We start from the raw sequence: 15,492 nt of genomic DNA on the forward strand, positions 1-15,492 counted from the left end.
CACACTGCCCAGCCGGCTTTTTCACATCAGGCCCCTTCATGCTCAAGACGCTGGAACGCATCCTGCGCTGGTCCACCGGCCTCATGGCCGCCATGGCGCTGTTCACCATCATGTGGCTCACGCTGGTGGACGTGACCGGCCGCCGCTTCTTCAGCCACTCCGTGCCCGGCGGGCTGGAGCTCACCGAGATCCTCATGGTGATCGTGATCTTCGGCGCCATGCCCCTGGTGTCGTGGCGCAACGAGCACGTGGTCTTCGACTCGCTCGACAGCATGCTGCCCGAGTGGGTGCGCGACATCCAGGCGCGCGTGGTCCACCTGATCTGCGCCGGCACCTTCGGTTTCCTGGCCTACCTCATGACGACGCGCGCGGACCGGCTGACCGAGTACGGCGACACCACGGTGCACCTGCAGCTCTCCATCGCCCCGGTGGCCTGGATGATGGCGGCCATGCTGGCCCTCACCGGCCTGGTGCACCTGCTGTTCGTGTTCGTCACGGTGCCCGCGCCCCACCACCCCGAACCCACCACCTTCGACGGGGGCGCGACATGATCGAAGCCAGCCTGGGTTTCCTCGCCGTCTTCGCCCTGGCGCTGCTGCGCATCCCCATCGCGCTGGCGATGGCCATCGTCGGCATCACCGGCCTGGGCCTGATGCGCGGCTGGTCCCCGGCCTTCGCCAGCACCAGCCAGGTGATCTTCGAGACCGGCTTCGCCTACGTGCTTTCGGTCATCCCGCTGTTCGTGCTGATGGGCAACCTGGTGGCCCGCGCCGGCATGGCGCGCGAGCTCTACACCGCCGCCAACGCCTTCGTCGGCCACCGCAAGGGCGGCCTGGCGATGGCCAGCGTCATCGCCTCGGGCGGCTTCAGCTGCATCTGCGGCTCGTCCATCGCCACCGCCGCGACCATGACGCGCGTGGCCTACCCCGAGATGAAGCGCCACGGCTACAAGGACACGCTGGCCACCGGCTCCATCGCGGCCGGCGGCACGCTGGGCATCCTGATCCCGCCGTCCACCATCATGGTGATCTACGGGATCATGACCGAGACCGACATCGGCAAGCTGTTCATCGCGGGTGTGCTGCCCGGCCTGGTCGCCATCGCCTGCCTGTGCGCGGCGGTGGTCTACATCAGCTGGCGCGACCCGCTGGCGGGCCCACCCGGGGAGCGCTTCAACTGGGGACAGCGGCTGGCCGCCCTGCGCAGCATCTGGGCGGTGGTGCTGTTGTTCGCGCTGGTCATCGGCGGCATCTACGGTGGCGTGTTCACCGCCACCGAAGGCGCGGGCGTGGGCGCCTCGGGCGCCTTCCTGTTCGCCCTGCTGCGTGGCGCGCTCACGCCGCGCGTGCTGATGGACATCCTGGTCGACAGCACGCGCACCACGGCCATGCTGTTCACCATCCTGATCGGCGCGATGGTCTTCACCAGCTTCGTCAACTTCACCAGCATGCCGGGCGACCTGCGCGATTTCCTGCTGCAGTTCAGCCCCAACCCCATCATGGTGGTGGTGGTGATGATGGTGATCTACGTCGCGCTCGGCCTGGTGATGGAAGAGCTGTCGATGGTGCTGCTCACCATCCCGGTGTTCTTCCCGGTGATCACCGGCCTGGGCTTCGACCCGGTGTGGTTCGGCGTGCTGATCGTCACCATTGTGGAGATCGGCATGATCTCCCCGCCGGTGGGCATGAACCTGTTCGTCATGAACTCGCTGCTGCCGCTGGTCAAGCTCAAGACGATCTTCCAGGGCGTCTGGCCCTTCGTCATGGCCGACATCGTGCGCCTGGGCATCCTGATCGCCTTCCCGGCGATCTCGCTGTGGTTACCCAGCCTGATGAACCGCTGAGTCCTTCGGGCCTTCGAGCGGTGGCATTTCCTTGATGTGCACCACGCGCTGCGGCGACGGGATGTCGATGCCGTGCTGCTGCAGCGAACGCAGGATCTGCAGGTTGATGAGGGATTTCAGTTTGAGCTGCTCGGCGCCGTCGCCCGAGTTGATCCAGTAACCCACCGTGAACTCCAGGCCATCGGCGCCGAAGGCCGAGAGCGAGGCCTGCGGGGCGGGGTCCTTCAGCGCATCGGCCTGCGCGCTCACCGCCTCCAGCAGCAGGCGGCTCACGAGGTCCACGTCGCTGTCGTAGGCGACCGACACCACCGAGGTCTGCCACACGCGCGTGAGCGCCCCCGAAAGGTTCTCCACCCGGTTGATGACCATGAGCTCGTTGGGCACGATGGACTCGCGCCCCGCCGGCGAGCGGATCACGCTGTAGCGGGTGTTGATGTCGAGGATGCGGCCTTCGAAGCTGTCCACCTTCACGTTGTCGCCGATGCGCAGGCGCCGCTCGGCCAGGATCACGAAACCGCTCACGTAGTTGGACGCCAGCTTCTGCAGGCCGAAGCCCACGCCCACGCCGATGGCGCCACTGAACACGGAGAGCGCGGTGAGGTCGATGCCCACGGCCGACAGGGCGATGATCAATCCCACGAACAGCAGCAGCGCGCGCGTCGCGTTGCTCACCGCCTTGCGCATCGACAGATCGCCCCCGGTGGCCTTGCGCAGCAGCCGGGACTCGATCGCGGAGGAGACCCACAGCGCGAGGATCATCACCGCGCCGGCTGTGATGGCGCCCTCCAGCAGGGTGCGCAGGCTCAGGGTGCTCGCGCCAATCTTCCAGGTGATGTCGTCCAGCTCGGCCAGCACCACCGGCAACAGGCCGCTGACCCACAGCACCATGGCCAGCCAGGCCACCCAGGAAATCGTGCGCTCCAGCGCCCGCACCCAGGGCGCGGTGGTGAACGCCGCCTGCAGCACCTTCACGCCCACGCGGATCACGACCAGCGACACCAGCACGGGAATGGCGCACCTTGAACGCCGCCAGGGGCAGGAACTTGGTGACGATGGCGCGCGCGATGTAGCCCAGCAGCAGCAAGGCCAGGGGGAACATCACGCCGTCGATCAGGCGGCGGCCGAACAGCACCGAGCTCTTGTCCTCCTGCATGCGCAAGGCGTTGCGCAGCGCCCAGCTGAAGCTCCAGGCCAGGGCCACGCAGATCGCCAGCGCGGCGAGTTCGACCAGCACCGTGGGTTGCGTGAAGCCGGCCAGCCACAGGCCGATGTCGTCGATGGGTTTGGGATTGGTGGAGGGATTCATGTCGGATCGGAAACGGGTGTCGGAAGCTCAGGCGCGCCAGGACGGCGGGCGCTTGTCGATGAAGGCCTGCACGCCCTCCTGCGCCACCTCGTGCGCCATGTTGCAGGCCATGCTCTGGCCGGCGAGCTGGTAGGCCGACTCCAGGCCGGTCTCCAGCTGGCGGTAGAACAAGGCCTTGCCCATGGCGAGGGCCTCGCGCGGTTTGCGCAAGATGCGCTCCAGCAGAGCCTGCAGCTCGGCGTCCAGCGCATCGGGGGGCCACCACGCGGTTGACCAGGCCGCGCACCCTGGCCTCGTCGGCCGAGATGAAGTCGCCGGTGAGCAGCATCTCCATCGCCTGCTTGGGCAGGATGTTGCGCGAGAGCGCGACCCCCGGCGTGGCGCAGAACAGGCCCACGTCGATGCCGTTGACGCCGAAGCTCGCGTTGTCGCTCGCCACCGCCAGGTCGCACTGCGCCACCAGCTGGCAGCCCGCGGCGGTCGCCAGGCCCTGCACGCGCGCGATCACCGGCACCTCCAGCTTGCGGATGGCCAGCATCAGGCGCGAGCACTGCGCGAACAGCTTCTGGTAGTAGGCCAGCTCGGGCGTGGCGCGCATCTGCTTGAGGTCGTGCCCGGCGCAGAAGGCGCGCCCGTTCGCGGCGATCACGACCAGCCGCGCCTGCGGGTCGGCGGCCACCGCGTCCAGCGCCGACTGCAGGGCAGCCAGCATGGCCTCGGACAACACATTGAAGCTGCGCGGCGTGTTCAGCGTGAGCGTGTGCACGCCACGCGCATCGCGCGAACTCAGCAGCACCGGCTCGGCGGGAGGGGAAGAAGAAGTGGGCTCGGTCATCGGAACATTATGGGACGCCCGGGCGCCGCGGAAGTTCAGACGCCCGCCAGCACCCTCAGGTGCGCTTCCACGCTGCGGCCCAGCGCGCTCAGGGCGTAGCCGCCTTCCAGGCAGCTCACGATGCGGCCCTTGGCGTGGCGCTGCGCCACTTCCTTGATGCGCTCGGTCAGCCAGGCGTAGTCCTGCTCCACCAGGCCGAGCTGCGCCATGTCGTCCTCGCGGTGCGCGTCGAAGCCGGCGCTCACGAAAAGCATCTGCGGCTTGTGGGCCTCCAGCCGGGGCAGCCACATCATGTCCACCAGCTCGCGGATGTCCATGCCCTTGGTGTAGGCCGGCACCGGCAGGTTGACGAGGTTGCTCGCCGTCGAGTGCTCGCACACCGGGTAGAACGGGTGCTGGTAGAAGCTGCACATCAGAATGCGCTCGTCGCCGGCCACGATGTCCTCGGTGCCGTTGCCGTGGTGCACGTCGAAGTCGACGATGGCCACGCGCTGCAGCCCATGGCGCTCCAGCGCGTACTTGGCGGCCACGGCCACGTTGTTCACGAAACAGAAACCCATGGCCTGGTTGCGCGTGGCGTGGTGGCCCGGCGGGCGCACCGCGCAGAAAGCGTTGGCCAGTTCACCGGCCATCACGGCATCGGTCGCGTCGATGGCGGCGCCCGCGGCCATCAGGATCGCGTCCCAGCTGTGGGCGTTGATGGAGGTGTCCGGATCGACCTGCGCATGGTCCGGGCCGCCGGCGGCCATGTCGTCGCGCAGCTGGTCGCTCAGGCCGCGCAGCGAGGCCAGGTGCATGCGGCCGTGGGCGAGTTCGAGGTCGGCGATCGCGGCGGGGGTGGCCTCGCGGCGCTCCAGCGCGACGTCCAGGCCGCTGATCAGCAGGCGGTCTTCGATGGCATCGAGCCGCTCGGGGCACTCCGGGTGCCCGGCGCCCATCTCGTGTCTCCAACAATCCTTGTGGGTGAAATACCCAGTGGCCTGGCTCATGGGGGTTTTACGGTATGGTTCGCGGCATGCAAGCCGACACAAGAATCCAACTGCTGCTGAGTCAGCTTAACACGGTGATCGTGGGCAAACCGCAGCAGGTTTCGGACTGCGTGGCCTGCCTGCTGGCCGGCGGACACCTGCTGATCGAGGACGTGCCGGGCGTCGGCAAGACGACCCTGGCGCACGCGCTGGCGCGCTCCTTCGGCCTGCAGTTCTCGCGCGTGCAGTTCACCGCCGACCTCATGCCCAGCGACCTCATCGGCGTGTCCATCTACGAGCGCGGCCGCGAGGACTTCGTCTTCCACCCCGGCCCGGTCTTTGCCCAGGTGCTGCTGGCCGACGAGATCAACCGCGCCAGCCCCAAGACCCAGAGCGCGCTGCTCGAGGCCATGGAAGAAAAGCAGGTCACGGTGGAAGGCGAGACGCGCGCCCTGCCCGAGCCCTTCTTCGTGATCGCCACGCAGAACCCGCACGACCAGCTCGGCACCTACGCCCTGCCCGAATCGCAGCTGGACCGTTTTCACATGCGGCTGTCGATCGGCTACCCCGACCGCGCGGCCGAGCGCGAGCTGCTGCGCGGCCAGGACCGGCGCGACATGCTCGACCGCCTGGCACCCGCGCTCACGCCGGCCGACCTGGCCAGCCTGCAGCACACCGTGAGCCAGGTACACACCGCCGAGCCGGTGCTGGAGTACCTGCAGGACATCGTGGGCGCCACGCGCAGCGGGCGCTGGTTCGCCCAAGGCCTGTCGCCGCGCGCCGCGCTGGCCGTGGTGCGATCGGCCAAGGCCCAGGCCTACCTGAGCGGGCGCGACTACGTGGCCCCGGACGACATCGCCGCCATCCTGCCGCAGACGGTGGCCCACCGCCTCACGCCGGTGCGCGACGCAGGGCGCGGCCCGGTGGAACAGGTGCGTGCCATGCTGGAAGCGATTCCCTTGCCGTGAAGCTCCCCCCGGTTCGCGCCCGCATCCAGTCCTGGTGGCACAACCGCCTGCCGCGGCGCGACACCCTCACGCTGACCCAGCGCAACGTCTACATCCTGCCCACGCGCGCGGGCTGGATGCTCGCGCTCACGCTGCTGCTGCTGCTCGTGGCCAGCATCAACTACCAACTCAACCTGGGCTACCTGCTCACCTTCCTGCTCGCGGGCAGCGCGGTGGTGGGCATGCACGTGTGCCACGGCAACCTGCGCGGCACCACCCTGCACCTGAACCCACCCGACCCGGTGCACGCCGGCCAGGCCGCCGCGCTGGACATCCGCCTCACCAGCGAACGCCCTCGCATCCGCTACGGCCTGGGCCTGGGTGTGATCGGCGCCGACCTGGCGCACGCGCCGCTGGCCTGGACGGACGTGCCCGCGCAGGGCAGCACCACGCTGCAGGTGGCCTGGCCGGTGCCCGGGCGCGGCCTGCATGCGCTGCCGGCCCTCACCGCGCTCACGCTGTTCCCGCTGGGCACCTTCCGCGTGTGGACGGTGTGGCGCCCGGCCGCCCCCGTGCTGGTCTACCCCGAGCCCGAAAGCCACCCGCCGCCGCTGCCGCCGGGCGAACCCCAGGCCGGCAGTTCGGGCAGCGCGCGCGTGCAGAGCACGGGCGAATTCGACGGCGTGCGCGCCTACCGCCGGGGCGACCCCATCAAGGCCGTGGTGTGGAAGAAGGCCGCCCAGACCTTCGCGGCCGGGCGCGACGAACTCGTGAGCCGCGACGCGCTCTCCACCCAGCGCCAGCAGCTCTGGCTGGACCACGCGCAATGTGGCCACAGTGAACTGGAAGCGCGCCTCTCGCGCCTGACGGCCTGGGTGCTGATGGCCGACCGCCTGGGGCTGGACTACGGCCTGCGCGTGCCGGGTCGCGAAATCGCGCCCGACCAGGGCCCGGCGCACCGCGCGCGCTGCCTGGAGGCGCTGGCGCTGTGCTGAACAAAACCCTCTCCGCCCTGCCGCGTGAGACCCGCGACACGCTGTTCCTGCTCGCCGTGGTCGGCTGGGTGGTCGCCATGCAGGTCGCCCACATCCCCTGGTGGTGCAGCGCGCTCACGGCGGGTGTGCTGGTGTGGCGCGCCACCCTCGCGCTGCGCGGCCTGCCGCTGCCCGGCTGGCCCTGGCGGCTGGGGCTGCTGGCCCTCACGCTCGCGGCCACCTGGGCCACCCACCGCACGCTCCTGGGCCAGGACGCGGGCGTCACGCTCGTCGTGGTGCTGCTCTCGCTCAAGACGCTGGAGATGCGCGCGCGGCGCGACGCCTTCGTGGTGTTCTTCCTGGCCTTCTTCACGCTGCTCACGCACTTCTTCTACTCGCAGTCGCTGCTCACGGCGGCGGGCATCCTGATCGCGCTGCTGGGCCTGCTCACCGCGCTGGTGAACGCCCACATGCCGGTGGGGCGGCCTTCGCTGGCGCAGGCCGCGCGCATCGCCTTGGGCATGGCGGCCCTGGGCGCGCCCATCATGCTGGTGCTGTTCCTGCTGTTCCCGCGCCTCTCGCCGTTGTGGGGCGTGCCCGCCGACGACCGGGGACGCAGCGGCCTGTCCAGCACGATGCGCGTGGGCCAGATCGCCGAACTGGTGCTGGACGACAGCATCGCCCTGCGCCTGCGCTTCGAGGGATCTCCACCGCCGCAAAGCCAGCTGTACTTTCGCGGCCCCGTGCTCAGCGCCTTCGATGGCGTGGAATGGCGCCCCGCGCGCGCCGAATTCCCGCCGCGCCAGGCCTTGGCAAGCGAGCTCACGGTCTCGGGCGAACCTGTGCGCTACGAAGTGACCATGGAGCCGCACCGCCGGCCCTGGCTGTTCCTGCTGGAAGCCGCCACGCAGGCGCCCGAACTGCCCGATGTGCGCGTGCGCATGACCAGCGAACTGCAATGGCTCACCGACCGCCCCATGGGCAGCCTGGTGCGTTTCAGCGCCGTGAGCCACACCACGTTCCGCCACGGCCCGCTGGCCCTCACCCCCGCCTTGCAGGAACAGATGGCGCTGCCGCCCGGCTACAACCCGCGCACGCTCGAACTCGCACAGCAGCTGCGCCGCGAACACGGCAGAGGGCCCGACGCCACACCCCGGCTCGTGGCGGCGGTGCTGGAGCGCCTGCGCACCGGCGGCTACCTCTACACGCTCGAGCCCGGCGTGTACGGCCAGCACACCGCCGACGAATTCTGGTTCGACCGCCGCCAGGGCTTCTGCGAACACATCGCCAGCAGCTTCGTCATCCTCATGCGCGCGCTCGACATTCCCGCGCGCATCGTCACCGGCTACCAGGGCGGCGAGATGAACGGCGTCGACGGCTACTGGACCGTGCGCCAGCGCGACGCCCACGCCTGGGCCGAGGTCTGGCAGGCCGGCCAGGGCTGGGTGCGCGTGGACCCCACCGCGGCGGTCGCGCCCGGGCGCGTCGGCTCGCTGCAGCGGCTGAGCGCGCCCGAAGGCGCCATCGCCGGCGCCATCCGCAACCTCAACCCCAACATCGCTGCCCGGCTGCGCGCGGCCTGGGAGGCGATGAACAACAGCTGGAACCAGTGGGTGCTGAACTACACCCAGGGCCGCCAGCTCGACCTGCTCAAGAACCTGGGCTTTCGCTCGCCCAGCTGGGCGGACCTGGCCTACGTGCTGATCGGTGTGGTGGTGCTGGTGAGCCTGATCGGCGCGGCCTGGACACTGTGGGAGCGCCAGCAGCACGACCCCTGGTTGCGCCTGCTGCAGCGCGCCCGCGCGCGCCTCAAGGCGCAAGGCCTGGACAGCAGCGACCGCACGCCCCCGCGCGAACTCGCCCAGCGCGTGCGACAGCACTGGGGCGCCTCGGACGCGGCGCGGCGCGTTGCACAATGGCTGCTGCAACTCGAAGCCCAGCGGTACGGCCGCCCGGGCGCCGCTGACACCCCCACCCTGGCACGCTGCAAACCGAATTCCGGCAGCTGGCCTGGCCCCGAAAAGACCCCCGTTGAACGCCCTCGCCTGCCTCCTCTCCTCGTCCGCCCTGGCCTTGTGCCTGAGCGCCAGCGCCCTGGCCCAGTCGCCCGCAAAAGCGCGCCCGGCCAACCCGGCCAAGGCACCCGCCTACAGCTACGCGCAAAGCGCGGCCGCCATGGCCTTCGCCACCGACCTCGCCGAGCGCCGCAACCTCGACCCGGCCTGGGTGCGCCAGCAAATCGGCGCGGCCCAGCGCATCCCCACCGTCATCCGCCTCATGCAGCCCGCGCCCAGCGGCGTGCCCAAGAACTGGGCCGCCTACCGCGCGCGCTTCATCGAGCCCGTGCGCCTGCGCGCCGGCCAGCGCTTCTGGGAAGCCAACCGCGAAACGCTGGCGCGCGCCGAGACCGAGTTCGGCGTGCCCGCCAGCCTCATCGTCGGCGTGATCGGCGTGGAGACGCTGTACGGCCAGCACACCGGCAATTTCCGCGTCATCGACGCGCTCACCACCCTGGCCTTCGACTTCCCGGCCAGCCACCCGCGCGCCGCCGCGCGCACCGAGTTCTTCCGCAGCGAACTCGAACAGTTCCTCAGCCTCACCGAGCGCACCGCCACCGACCCGCTGACGTACCTCGGCAGCTACGCCGGCGCCATGGGCTGGCCGCAGTTCATGCCCAGCAGCTGGGTGAAGTACGCGATCGACTTCGACGCCGACGGCAAGGTCGATCTCTTCAACAGCCAGGCCGACGTCATCGGCTCCGTCGCCAATTACTTCAAGGCCTTCGGCTGGCAGCCCGGCATGCCCACGCACTACCCGGTGCGCTTCGACCCGAACCAGAGCAAGGAAGATTTCGAGACCTTGCTCGCACCCGACATCCTGCCCAGCTTCGGTGTGCAGAGCTTCACCGCCAAGGGCGCGGTGCTCGACGGCCCCGCGCTGCAACACCCCGGCCAATTGGCCTTGGTGGAGTTGCAGAACGCCGGCGCGCCGTCCAGCTACATCGCCGGCACCGAGAACTTCTACGTGGTCACGCGCTACAACTGGAGCAGCTACTACGCGCTGGCGGTGATCGAGCTGGGCGAGGCGGTGAAAGCGCTGGTCGGCGAGCGCTGAGGCGTCATCAAACCCGAGGCGGGTCTGTCTCGCGCTCGGGATGGCGGTGCCTGGCGATGGCCGCGATGAAGGTCGCCACATCACCACCCTGCACCACGCCCGGATCGGCTTCGCCCGAAGGCAGCGTGGCGGACGCACCCGCCGCTTCCAGCAGCGTGACGGACGCGGGCAGCACCAGGATGGTCTTGCAGTGGCGGTACTGGTCCTTGATGAACTCCATGGTGCTGCGCATCGAGCGAGAGCGTGCGCACACCCTCGTCGCCGTCGGGCAGCACCAGCGCATCGAACAGGAAACCGGGCTCGTTCTCGAGCGAGGCATCGGCATCGATCGCGACACCGTCCGCGGTCTTCACCGGGCCGATGCGTGGCGCCACGAAGCGCGGCACCGCGCCCTGCGCGAACAGCATCGCATGCACGTCGACCGCGCTCTGGCCGTTCACGCCATCGGCCACCAGCAGCGCCACCTTGCGGCCCTTGATCGAGCCGTCTCCCGGCCGCGCGAGCAGCGAGAGCGGGGGCGAGCGACTCACCTCGGGCTTGGGCGGGTTGTCCAGCGCGCGCGGCATCGGCGCAGGCAACGCCGCCATGCCCAGGCCTTCGGCCACCTGCGCCGCCAGCGACTCCGAAGCGTTGCGCAGCGAGGCCACCATGCGCTCGCGGATCGCGGGCACCGTCACCTTGGAGAGTTCGAAACGGAACGCCGCCGCGATGTGGGCCTGCTCGACCGGGCTCTGGCTCTCGAAGAACAGCGTGGCCTGCGTGTAGTGGTCGGCGAACTTCTCGGGCTTGGCGCGGACCTTGCCCTGCTCTTCCTTGGCCTGGATGCGCGCCGGCACCGACACGAAACCCTGAGCGGCGCCGGCCTGGAAGGGACAGCCACCGGCCAGCGAATTCGGTTCGTAGTTCACGCGCCCCCGGTGGATGGCCTGGCGGTGCATGCCGTCGCGCTGGTTGTTGTGCACCGGCGCCAGCGGCGAGTTGATCGGGATCTCGTGGAAGTTGGGTCCACCCAGGCGGCTGATCTGCGTGTCCACGTACGAATGGATGCGGCCGGCGAGCAGCGGGTCGTTCGAGAAGTCGAGGCCTGGCACGATGTGCGCCGCGCAGAAGGCCACCTGCTCGGTCTCGGCGAAGAAGTTGTCGGGGTTGCGGTTGAGCACCATGCGGCCCACCGGGCGCACCGGCACCAGCTCCTCGGGCACGATCTTGGTCGGGTCCAGCACGTCGAAGCTGAAGCCATCGGCCTGCTCCTCGGTGAAGATCTGCAGGCCCAGCTCCCACTCGGGGAAGGCGCCCGCCTCGATGCGTTCCCACAGGTCGCGACGGTGGTAGTCGGGGTCGGCGCCGGAAATCTTCACCGCCTCGTCCCAGACCAGCGAGTGCGTGCCGTAGACCGGGTTCCAGTGGAACTTCACGAACACCGAATCGCCTTCGGCATTGACCATGCGGAAGGTGTGCACGCCAAAGCCCTGCATGGTGGCGTAGCTGCGCGGAATGCCGCGATCGGACATGGCCCACATCAGCATGTGGGTGGACTCGGGCATCAGGGACACGAAGTCCCAAAAGGTGTCGTGCGCGCTGGCCGCCTGCGGCATCTGGTGATGCGGCTCGGGTTTCACGGCGTGCACCAGGTCCGGGAACTTCATCGCGTCCTGGATGAAGAAGACCGGCATGTTGTTGCCCACCAGGTCCCAGTTGCCTTCGTCGGTGTAGAACTTCACCGCGAAGCCGCGCACGTCGCGGGCGGTGTCCTTGGACCCTCGCTCGCCCTGCACGGTGGAGAAGCGCACGAACACCGGCGTGACCTTGCCGGCTTCCTTGAAGGGCGCGGCCTTGGTGATGTCGGTCAGCGCGTCGTAACACTCGAAGAAGCCGTGCGCGCCCGAACCGCGTGCGTGCACGATGCGTTCGGGAATGCGCTCGTGGTCGAAGTGCGTGATCTTTTCGCGCAGGATGAAATCCTCCAGCAGCGCTGGACCACGCACGCCGTACTTCAACGAGTTCTGGTTGTCCGCGATGGGCACGCCCTGGTTGGTCGTGAGCACCTGGCCCGACGAGTCCACTCGCACGCGGTCCAACGACTCGATGGCCCAGTTGATGCCTTCGGCCGCGACGCTGCCGGTCTTGTCGGAGTGGTTCTCCTCCGACAGGGTGCTGCCCGTGGGCAGGCGGGATGGCGCATCGACCGTGATGCCGGGCTGCACCGCCAGCCCGTTGTCGAAACCGTGTTCGCCGGCCTTGTTGGCGTTGAACGGCATGCCCTCGGCCAACTGGCCGGTGTGGACCGCCTTGAGCACGGCAGGATCGTTCGCAGGCTGGACTTGGGAAGGCCCACTGTCGGTGTTGCGGGCCGCGGCCCGGGGAGCGCTGTTCGCCTCCGGGTTGGCGCGGCCGGAGTCGGGGGATTTGGATTTAGGCACAGTGGGCTTTCGAGAAAAGTTGAGCGATTGGACGGTCAGGCGACTTCAGCGCCCATGAGCGCCTCCTTGCGCGCCATCAACTGGTCGCGCATGCGCAACCAGGTCCAGCGACTTGGCCGCCCTGGCCTTGGGGAAGATCTCGTTGCGCTCTTCCTTCACGTGGTGGTCGATGTACTCGCCCAGCACCTTGACCTTGGCGTCGAACATCTCGTCGGCTTCTTCCATGGCTTCGATCTGGGCGATCAGGTCCTTGGCACCCGCGTGCTCCACCTCGGCTTCGGCCAGGATGTCGGTCTCTTTCAAGGCTTCACGCAGCGCGGGGTAGAAGATTTCTTCCTCGACGGTGGCGTGCACCGTGAGTTCCTGGCAGATCTGGTGTGCCAGCTCCAGTTTCTTCTGCGCGGCGCCACGCGCCTTGGAGCCGGCAAGCTCCTCGTAGGTCTTGAACATCTTTTTGACCGCCTTGTGGTCGGTGTCCAACAGGGTGCATGCGTCTGCTTCGGTTCGGGTGGTGGCGATGGAGGGCTCCTGATTTCGGTGTGGGGATGGATGTTTTGATCGAGAGAAGCAAAACCCCACCCGGCCCAGCTGGGCAGGGTGGGTGCACTGCATCAGCGGTTATGAAGCGTTGTTGTCACCCGGGCGGCGGGTGCCATCGTCCTGCTCCCGGGCACCGGGACGCGAACCGTCCTGCTGTTGGGACGGGTTGACTTCCTTGCGGCCTTGCTGGTCGGAGCCGCCGGGGTTGCTCTGCTCGCGCTGCCCTGCCGGGTTGCTCTGGTCGCCTTGCTGCCCGCCTTGCTGGCCCGGGCGCTGACCTGGGTTCTGGCCCTGCTGATTCTGGCCCTGCTGGCCTTGTTCCTGCTGGTTCTGGCCTTGCTGGCCCTGCTGTTGGCCTTGCTGGCCCTGGTTGTTCGATGCCATGTCGTTGCTCCTGCATGTGTTGAAAGAATTGCGGCGATCGCGATGGATCGAACGCAAATCTCTTTGGGCAAGGCGCGTGCCCGCGCCGTGTCAACCGGGCTGCCAGCGCAGGCGCTGCCAGGGGCGTGTGTCGCACTTGAGGATGTCGCGCATGTAGGCCAGCGCCGCCGCCTTCTTCTCATCCGTCTCGGCCGCCGTGCAGTCCTCGGGCGCGTGCACCTTGAGGCCGCGCAGAAAGGCATCGGCGGCCGTCAGCTGGATGCAGATGTCGGTCGCCAGCCCCGCCATCACCAGGGAGCGGGCGCCGATCTGGTCGAGCAGGATGTCCAGGGGCGTGCCGAAGAAGGCGGAGTGCATCGGTTTCAACACGGTGAGGTCGCCGCGCTGCGGGCGCAACAGCCGCGCCATGGACGCGCTGACGCCCTGGCCCTGCGCCAGGCGCTTCACCAGGGTGGGGAAATCGGAGCGCCAGCGGCCGAAGTTGTCGTTGGCATAGATCACCGGAATGCCTCGCGCGCGGGCCGCGCTGGCGAGTTGGCGAGCCGCCCTGGCTGCCAGCAACGCGGGCCCGGCGAGTTCGTCGGCTTCGGGGAAGTCCAACGGGTTGATGAAGTCGATCAGCAGCAGGGCGCGCCGGCTTCGTGGCAGTTCCGCTTCACCCATCGCCCCTCCCTTGCCCCACCTCGCCGGACGAGTCTTTCAACACGCTGATGCCGCCATCGGCCTCCAGAAAGGCGTACTTCATGTCCTTCAGGTCGCAATCGGCCTCACGCAGTGCTCGTTCCACATCCAGCATGGGCACATGGTGCTGCCTGAGGGTGCGGGAGTGAATCCGCCCATCGCGGCCAATGAGCACAGGCTCGCCCTCGGCCAGGGCTTGCAGCCTGGTACTGCGGGCGGTCACCACCGCCACCAGCATATTCAGGGCGATCAGGGTCGCGGCAGCAAGCAGTCCACCGGTCACCGACTCCTCGCCCCCACTCAGCCCCGCCGACACCGACTCGCTCAGCAGCATCACCACCAGGAGGTCGAACGGCGTGAACTGCCCCACGGTGCGCTTGCCGGAGAGGCGCACCAGCAGCAACAACACCGCATAGATGATCGCGGCCCTGGCGGGCAACTCCCACCAGGCAGTGGAAAGCTCGAACATGGACACCTCGCCTCACGATGAATGCCCAGGTCAGAGCAAATGGCATTCCCGGAACGCGCAGGTCGACCGTTGAGCAGCACCTCGGGCGCTTGCGGCAAATTTTGCTGATCCAAGACGGCGGGAGCGCTTTTTACCGCTCGAAGCTGTGTGTCATGGCGAACAGTCGGATCGGCCGCAGACAGGCACCATCACGCGCACCAACCGTCCGGAGAACCATGGATTTGCTCGACCTCATGCAATGGCCCGCCATGCTGGTAACGCTGCTGGCGTCCTGGCTGGTGGCCTCGCGCAGCGCCGGGCGGCGCCATGCCGGCTTCTGGCTGTTCCTGGCCAGCAACGCCCTGTGGGTCGCCTGGGGTTGGCATGCGAGCGCGTACGCGCTCATTGCCCTGCAGATCGGGCTGGCCGGCATGAACATCCGCGGCGCCCTGAAAACGGAAAGCCCGTCGTGATGGCATCGCGGCCGGGGATGCGGCCCGCCAGCGAAAGGCTACGCCTGCAGCACCTTGGCCAGCGCCTCGGCCGAAACGGGCTTGGTGAAGTGGTAGTCCACCAACGAAAACACTTCGGCCGCCAGCTCGTCGTCATGGTCCGAGCCGGTCACCGCGATGAGCACCAGGTTGTCGCCGCATTGCTGGCGCAGCGCACGGACCAGTTCCAGGCCGTCCATGTCCGGCATGTGCACGTCGAGCATGACGCACAGCGGCAGCGAATGCCCCACCACCTCGAGCGCCTCCTGGCCGCTGTACGCCGCCCTCGCGCGATGCCCCATGAGGGTCATCAGCGTGGTCAACGAGTCCGCGGCATCCCGCGAGTCGTCGACGATCAATATGTCCAGGTCCTGGTTTGTCATGGCTGTTGTGCCTGTGGTGACCCGACGGGCCCGCTCGCGCGACAGCATAATGCCTTTCGCCGGACGTTCGCACGCGCGGGCCGATGTGCCGGCGTCCACCCCCTCCTGCCCGGCCCGGGCCAGCGTCGTTCTTGAATGGAATCGTCCATGGAAGCTGC

At 68.6% G+C, this 15,492-nt stretch carries 11 protein-coding genes and 5 pseudogenes; 7 read left to right on the plus strand and 9 right to left on the minus strand.

The features are described 5' to 3' along the window. Nucleotides 1–38: 38 nt before the first annotated feature. A complete protein-coding gene (locus tag ACFJGX_RS22300; RefSeq protein WP_382159437.1) occupies nucleotides 39–551 on the plus strand; it encodes a TRAP transporter small permease in 513 nt (170 codons plus the stop codon). After that, on the plus strand, nucleotides 548–1,843 hold the full coding sequence (locus tag ACFJGX_RS22305) for a TRAP transporter large permease (RefSeq protein ID WP_382323792.1): 1,296 nt from the start codon (nucleotides 548–550) through the stop codon (nucleotides 1,841–1,843). The genes ACFJGX_RS22300 and ACFJGX_RS22305 overlap by 4 nt, the downstream gene beginning before the upstream one ends. Here ACFJGX_RS22305 and ACFJGX_RS22310 read toward each other — a convergent pair. The 3 genes and pseudogenes from ACFJGX_RS22310 to ACFJGX_RS22320 form a co-directional block, all read right to left on the minus strand. Beyond that, nucleotides 1,820–3,149, minus strand: a pseudogene (locus ACFJGX_RS22310) (mechanosensitive ion channel family protein). The gene ACFJGX_RS22305 and the pseudogene ACFJGX_RS22310 sit on opposite strands and share 24 nt — an antisense overlap. A 27-nt stretch (nucleotides 3,150–3,176) precedes the next feature. Further along, nucleotides 3,177–3,984, minus strand: a pseudogene (locus ACFJGX_RS22315) (enoyl-CoA hydratase). Nucleotides 3,985–4,019: 35 nt separating this feature from the next. Next, complete coding sequence (locus ACFJGX_RS22320) at nucleotides 4,020–4,973, minus strand: histone deacetylase family protein (RefSeq protein WP_382323789.1); 954 nt, start codon at nucleotides 4,971–4,973, stop codon at nucleotides 4,020–4,022. Between the two features lie 26 nt (nucleotides 4,974–4,999). Here ACFJGX_RS22320 and ACFJGX_RS22325 point away from each other — a divergent pair, with 26 nt between their 5' ends. From ACFJGX_RS22325 to mltB, 4 genes and pseudogenes are all read left to right on the plus strand, one after another. Then, nucleotides 5,000–5,920 carry an AAA family ATPase gene (locus ACFJGX_RS22325; RefSeq protein ID WP_382323788.1) on the plus strand — a complete coding sequence of 307 codons (921 nt, stop codon included), beginning with the start codon at nucleotides 5,000–5,002 and terminating at the stop codon, nucleotides 5,918–5,920. Further along, on the plus strand, nucleotides 5,917–6,894 hold the full coding sequence (locus ACFJGX_RS22330; protein ID WP_382327098.1) for a DUF58 domain-containing protein: 978 nt from the start codon (nucleotides 5,917–5,919) through the stop codon (nucleotides 6,892–6,894). Before ACFJGX_RS22325 ends, ACFJGX_RS22330 begins: the two co-directional genes overlap by 4 nt. Further along, a pseudogene (locus ACFJGX_RS22335) lies at nucleotides 6,891–8,908 on the plus strand (transglutaminaseTgpA domain-containing protein). Before ACFJGX_RS22330 ends, ACFJGX_RS22335 begins: the two are co-directional and overlap by 4 nt. After that, nucleotides 8,905–9,987, plus strand: coding sequence for a lytic murein transglycosylase B (mltB, locus tag ACFJGX_RS22340; protein WP_382323786.1), 1,083 nt, complete (start codon nucleotides 8,905–8,907; stop codon nucleotides 9,985–9,987). The pseudogene ACFJGX_RS22335 and the gene mltB overlap by 4 nt, the downstream one beginning before the upstream one ends. A 7-nt stretch (nucleotides 9,988–9,994) precedes the next feature. Here the strand turns inward: mltB and ACFJGX_RS22345 are convergent. The 5 genes and pseudogenes from ACFJGX_RS22345 to ACFJGX_RS22365 all read right to left on the minus strand — a co-directional run bounded on the left by ACFJGX_RS22345 (nucleotide 9,995) and on the right by ACFJGX_RS22365 (nucleotide 14,481). Continuing rightward, nucleotides 9,995–12,407: pseudogene (locus ACFJGX_RS22345) on the minus strand (catalase). Between the two features lie 35 nt (nucleotides 12,408–12,442). Beyond that, nucleotides 12,443–12,926 (minus strand): annotated as a pseudogene (locus tag ACFJGX_RS22350) (hemerythrin domain-containing protein). 99 nt (nucleotides 12,927–13,025) lie between these two features. After that, nucleotides 13,026–13,331 carry a hypothetical protein gene (locus tag ACFJGX_RS22355; protein ID WP_382323785.1) on the minus strand — a complete coding sequence of 102 codons (306 nt, stop codon included), beginning with the start codon at nucleotides 13,329–13,331 and terminating at the stop codon, nucleotides 13,026–13,028. 90 nt (nucleotides 13,332–13,421) lie between these two features. Further along, nucleotides 13,422–13,994: a cysteine hydrolase family protein gene (locus ACFJGX_RS22360; protein WP_382323784.1), complete on the minus strand. Its 573-nt coding sequence runs from the start codon at nucleotides 13,992–13,994 to the stop codon at nucleotides 13,422–13,424. Further along, nucleotides 13,987–14,481, minus strand: a complete 495-nt coding sequence (locus ACFJGX_RS22365; protein ID WP_382323783.1) for a DUF421 domain-containing protein — start codon at nucleotides 14,479–14,481, stop codon at nucleotides 13,987–13,989. Before ACFJGX_RS22365 ends, ACFJGX_RS22360 begins: the two co-directional genes overlap by 8 nt. A 17-nt stretch (nucleotides 14,482–14,498) precedes the next feature. Here ACFJGX_RS22365 and ACFJGX_RS22370 point away from each other — a divergent pair, with 17 nt between their 5' ends. Continuing rightward, a complete protein-coding gene (locus tag ACFJGX_RS22370; RefSeq protein WP_382323782.1) occupies nucleotides 14,499–14,933 on the plus strand; it encodes a hypothetical protein in 435 nt (144 codons plus the stop codon). 38 nt (nucleotides 14,934–14,971) lie between these two features. On the opposite strand, the gene ACFJGX_RS22375 is transcribed toward ACFJGX_RS22370, so the two are convergent. Next, nucleotides 14,972–15,334, minus strand: a complete 363-nt coding sequence (locus tag ACFJGX_RS22375) for a response regulator (RefSeq protein ID WP_382159463.1) — start codon at nucleotides 15,332–15,334, stop codon at nucleotides 14,972–14,974. Between the last annotated feature and the right edge of the window lie 158 nt (nucleotides 15,335–15,492).

It is taken from the genome of Hydrogenophaga sp. UC242_50 (genome assembly GCF_042697355.1).
Classification (GTDB): Bacteria; Pseudomonadota; Gammaproteobacteria; order Burkholderiales; family Burkholderiaceae_C; genus Hydrogenophaga.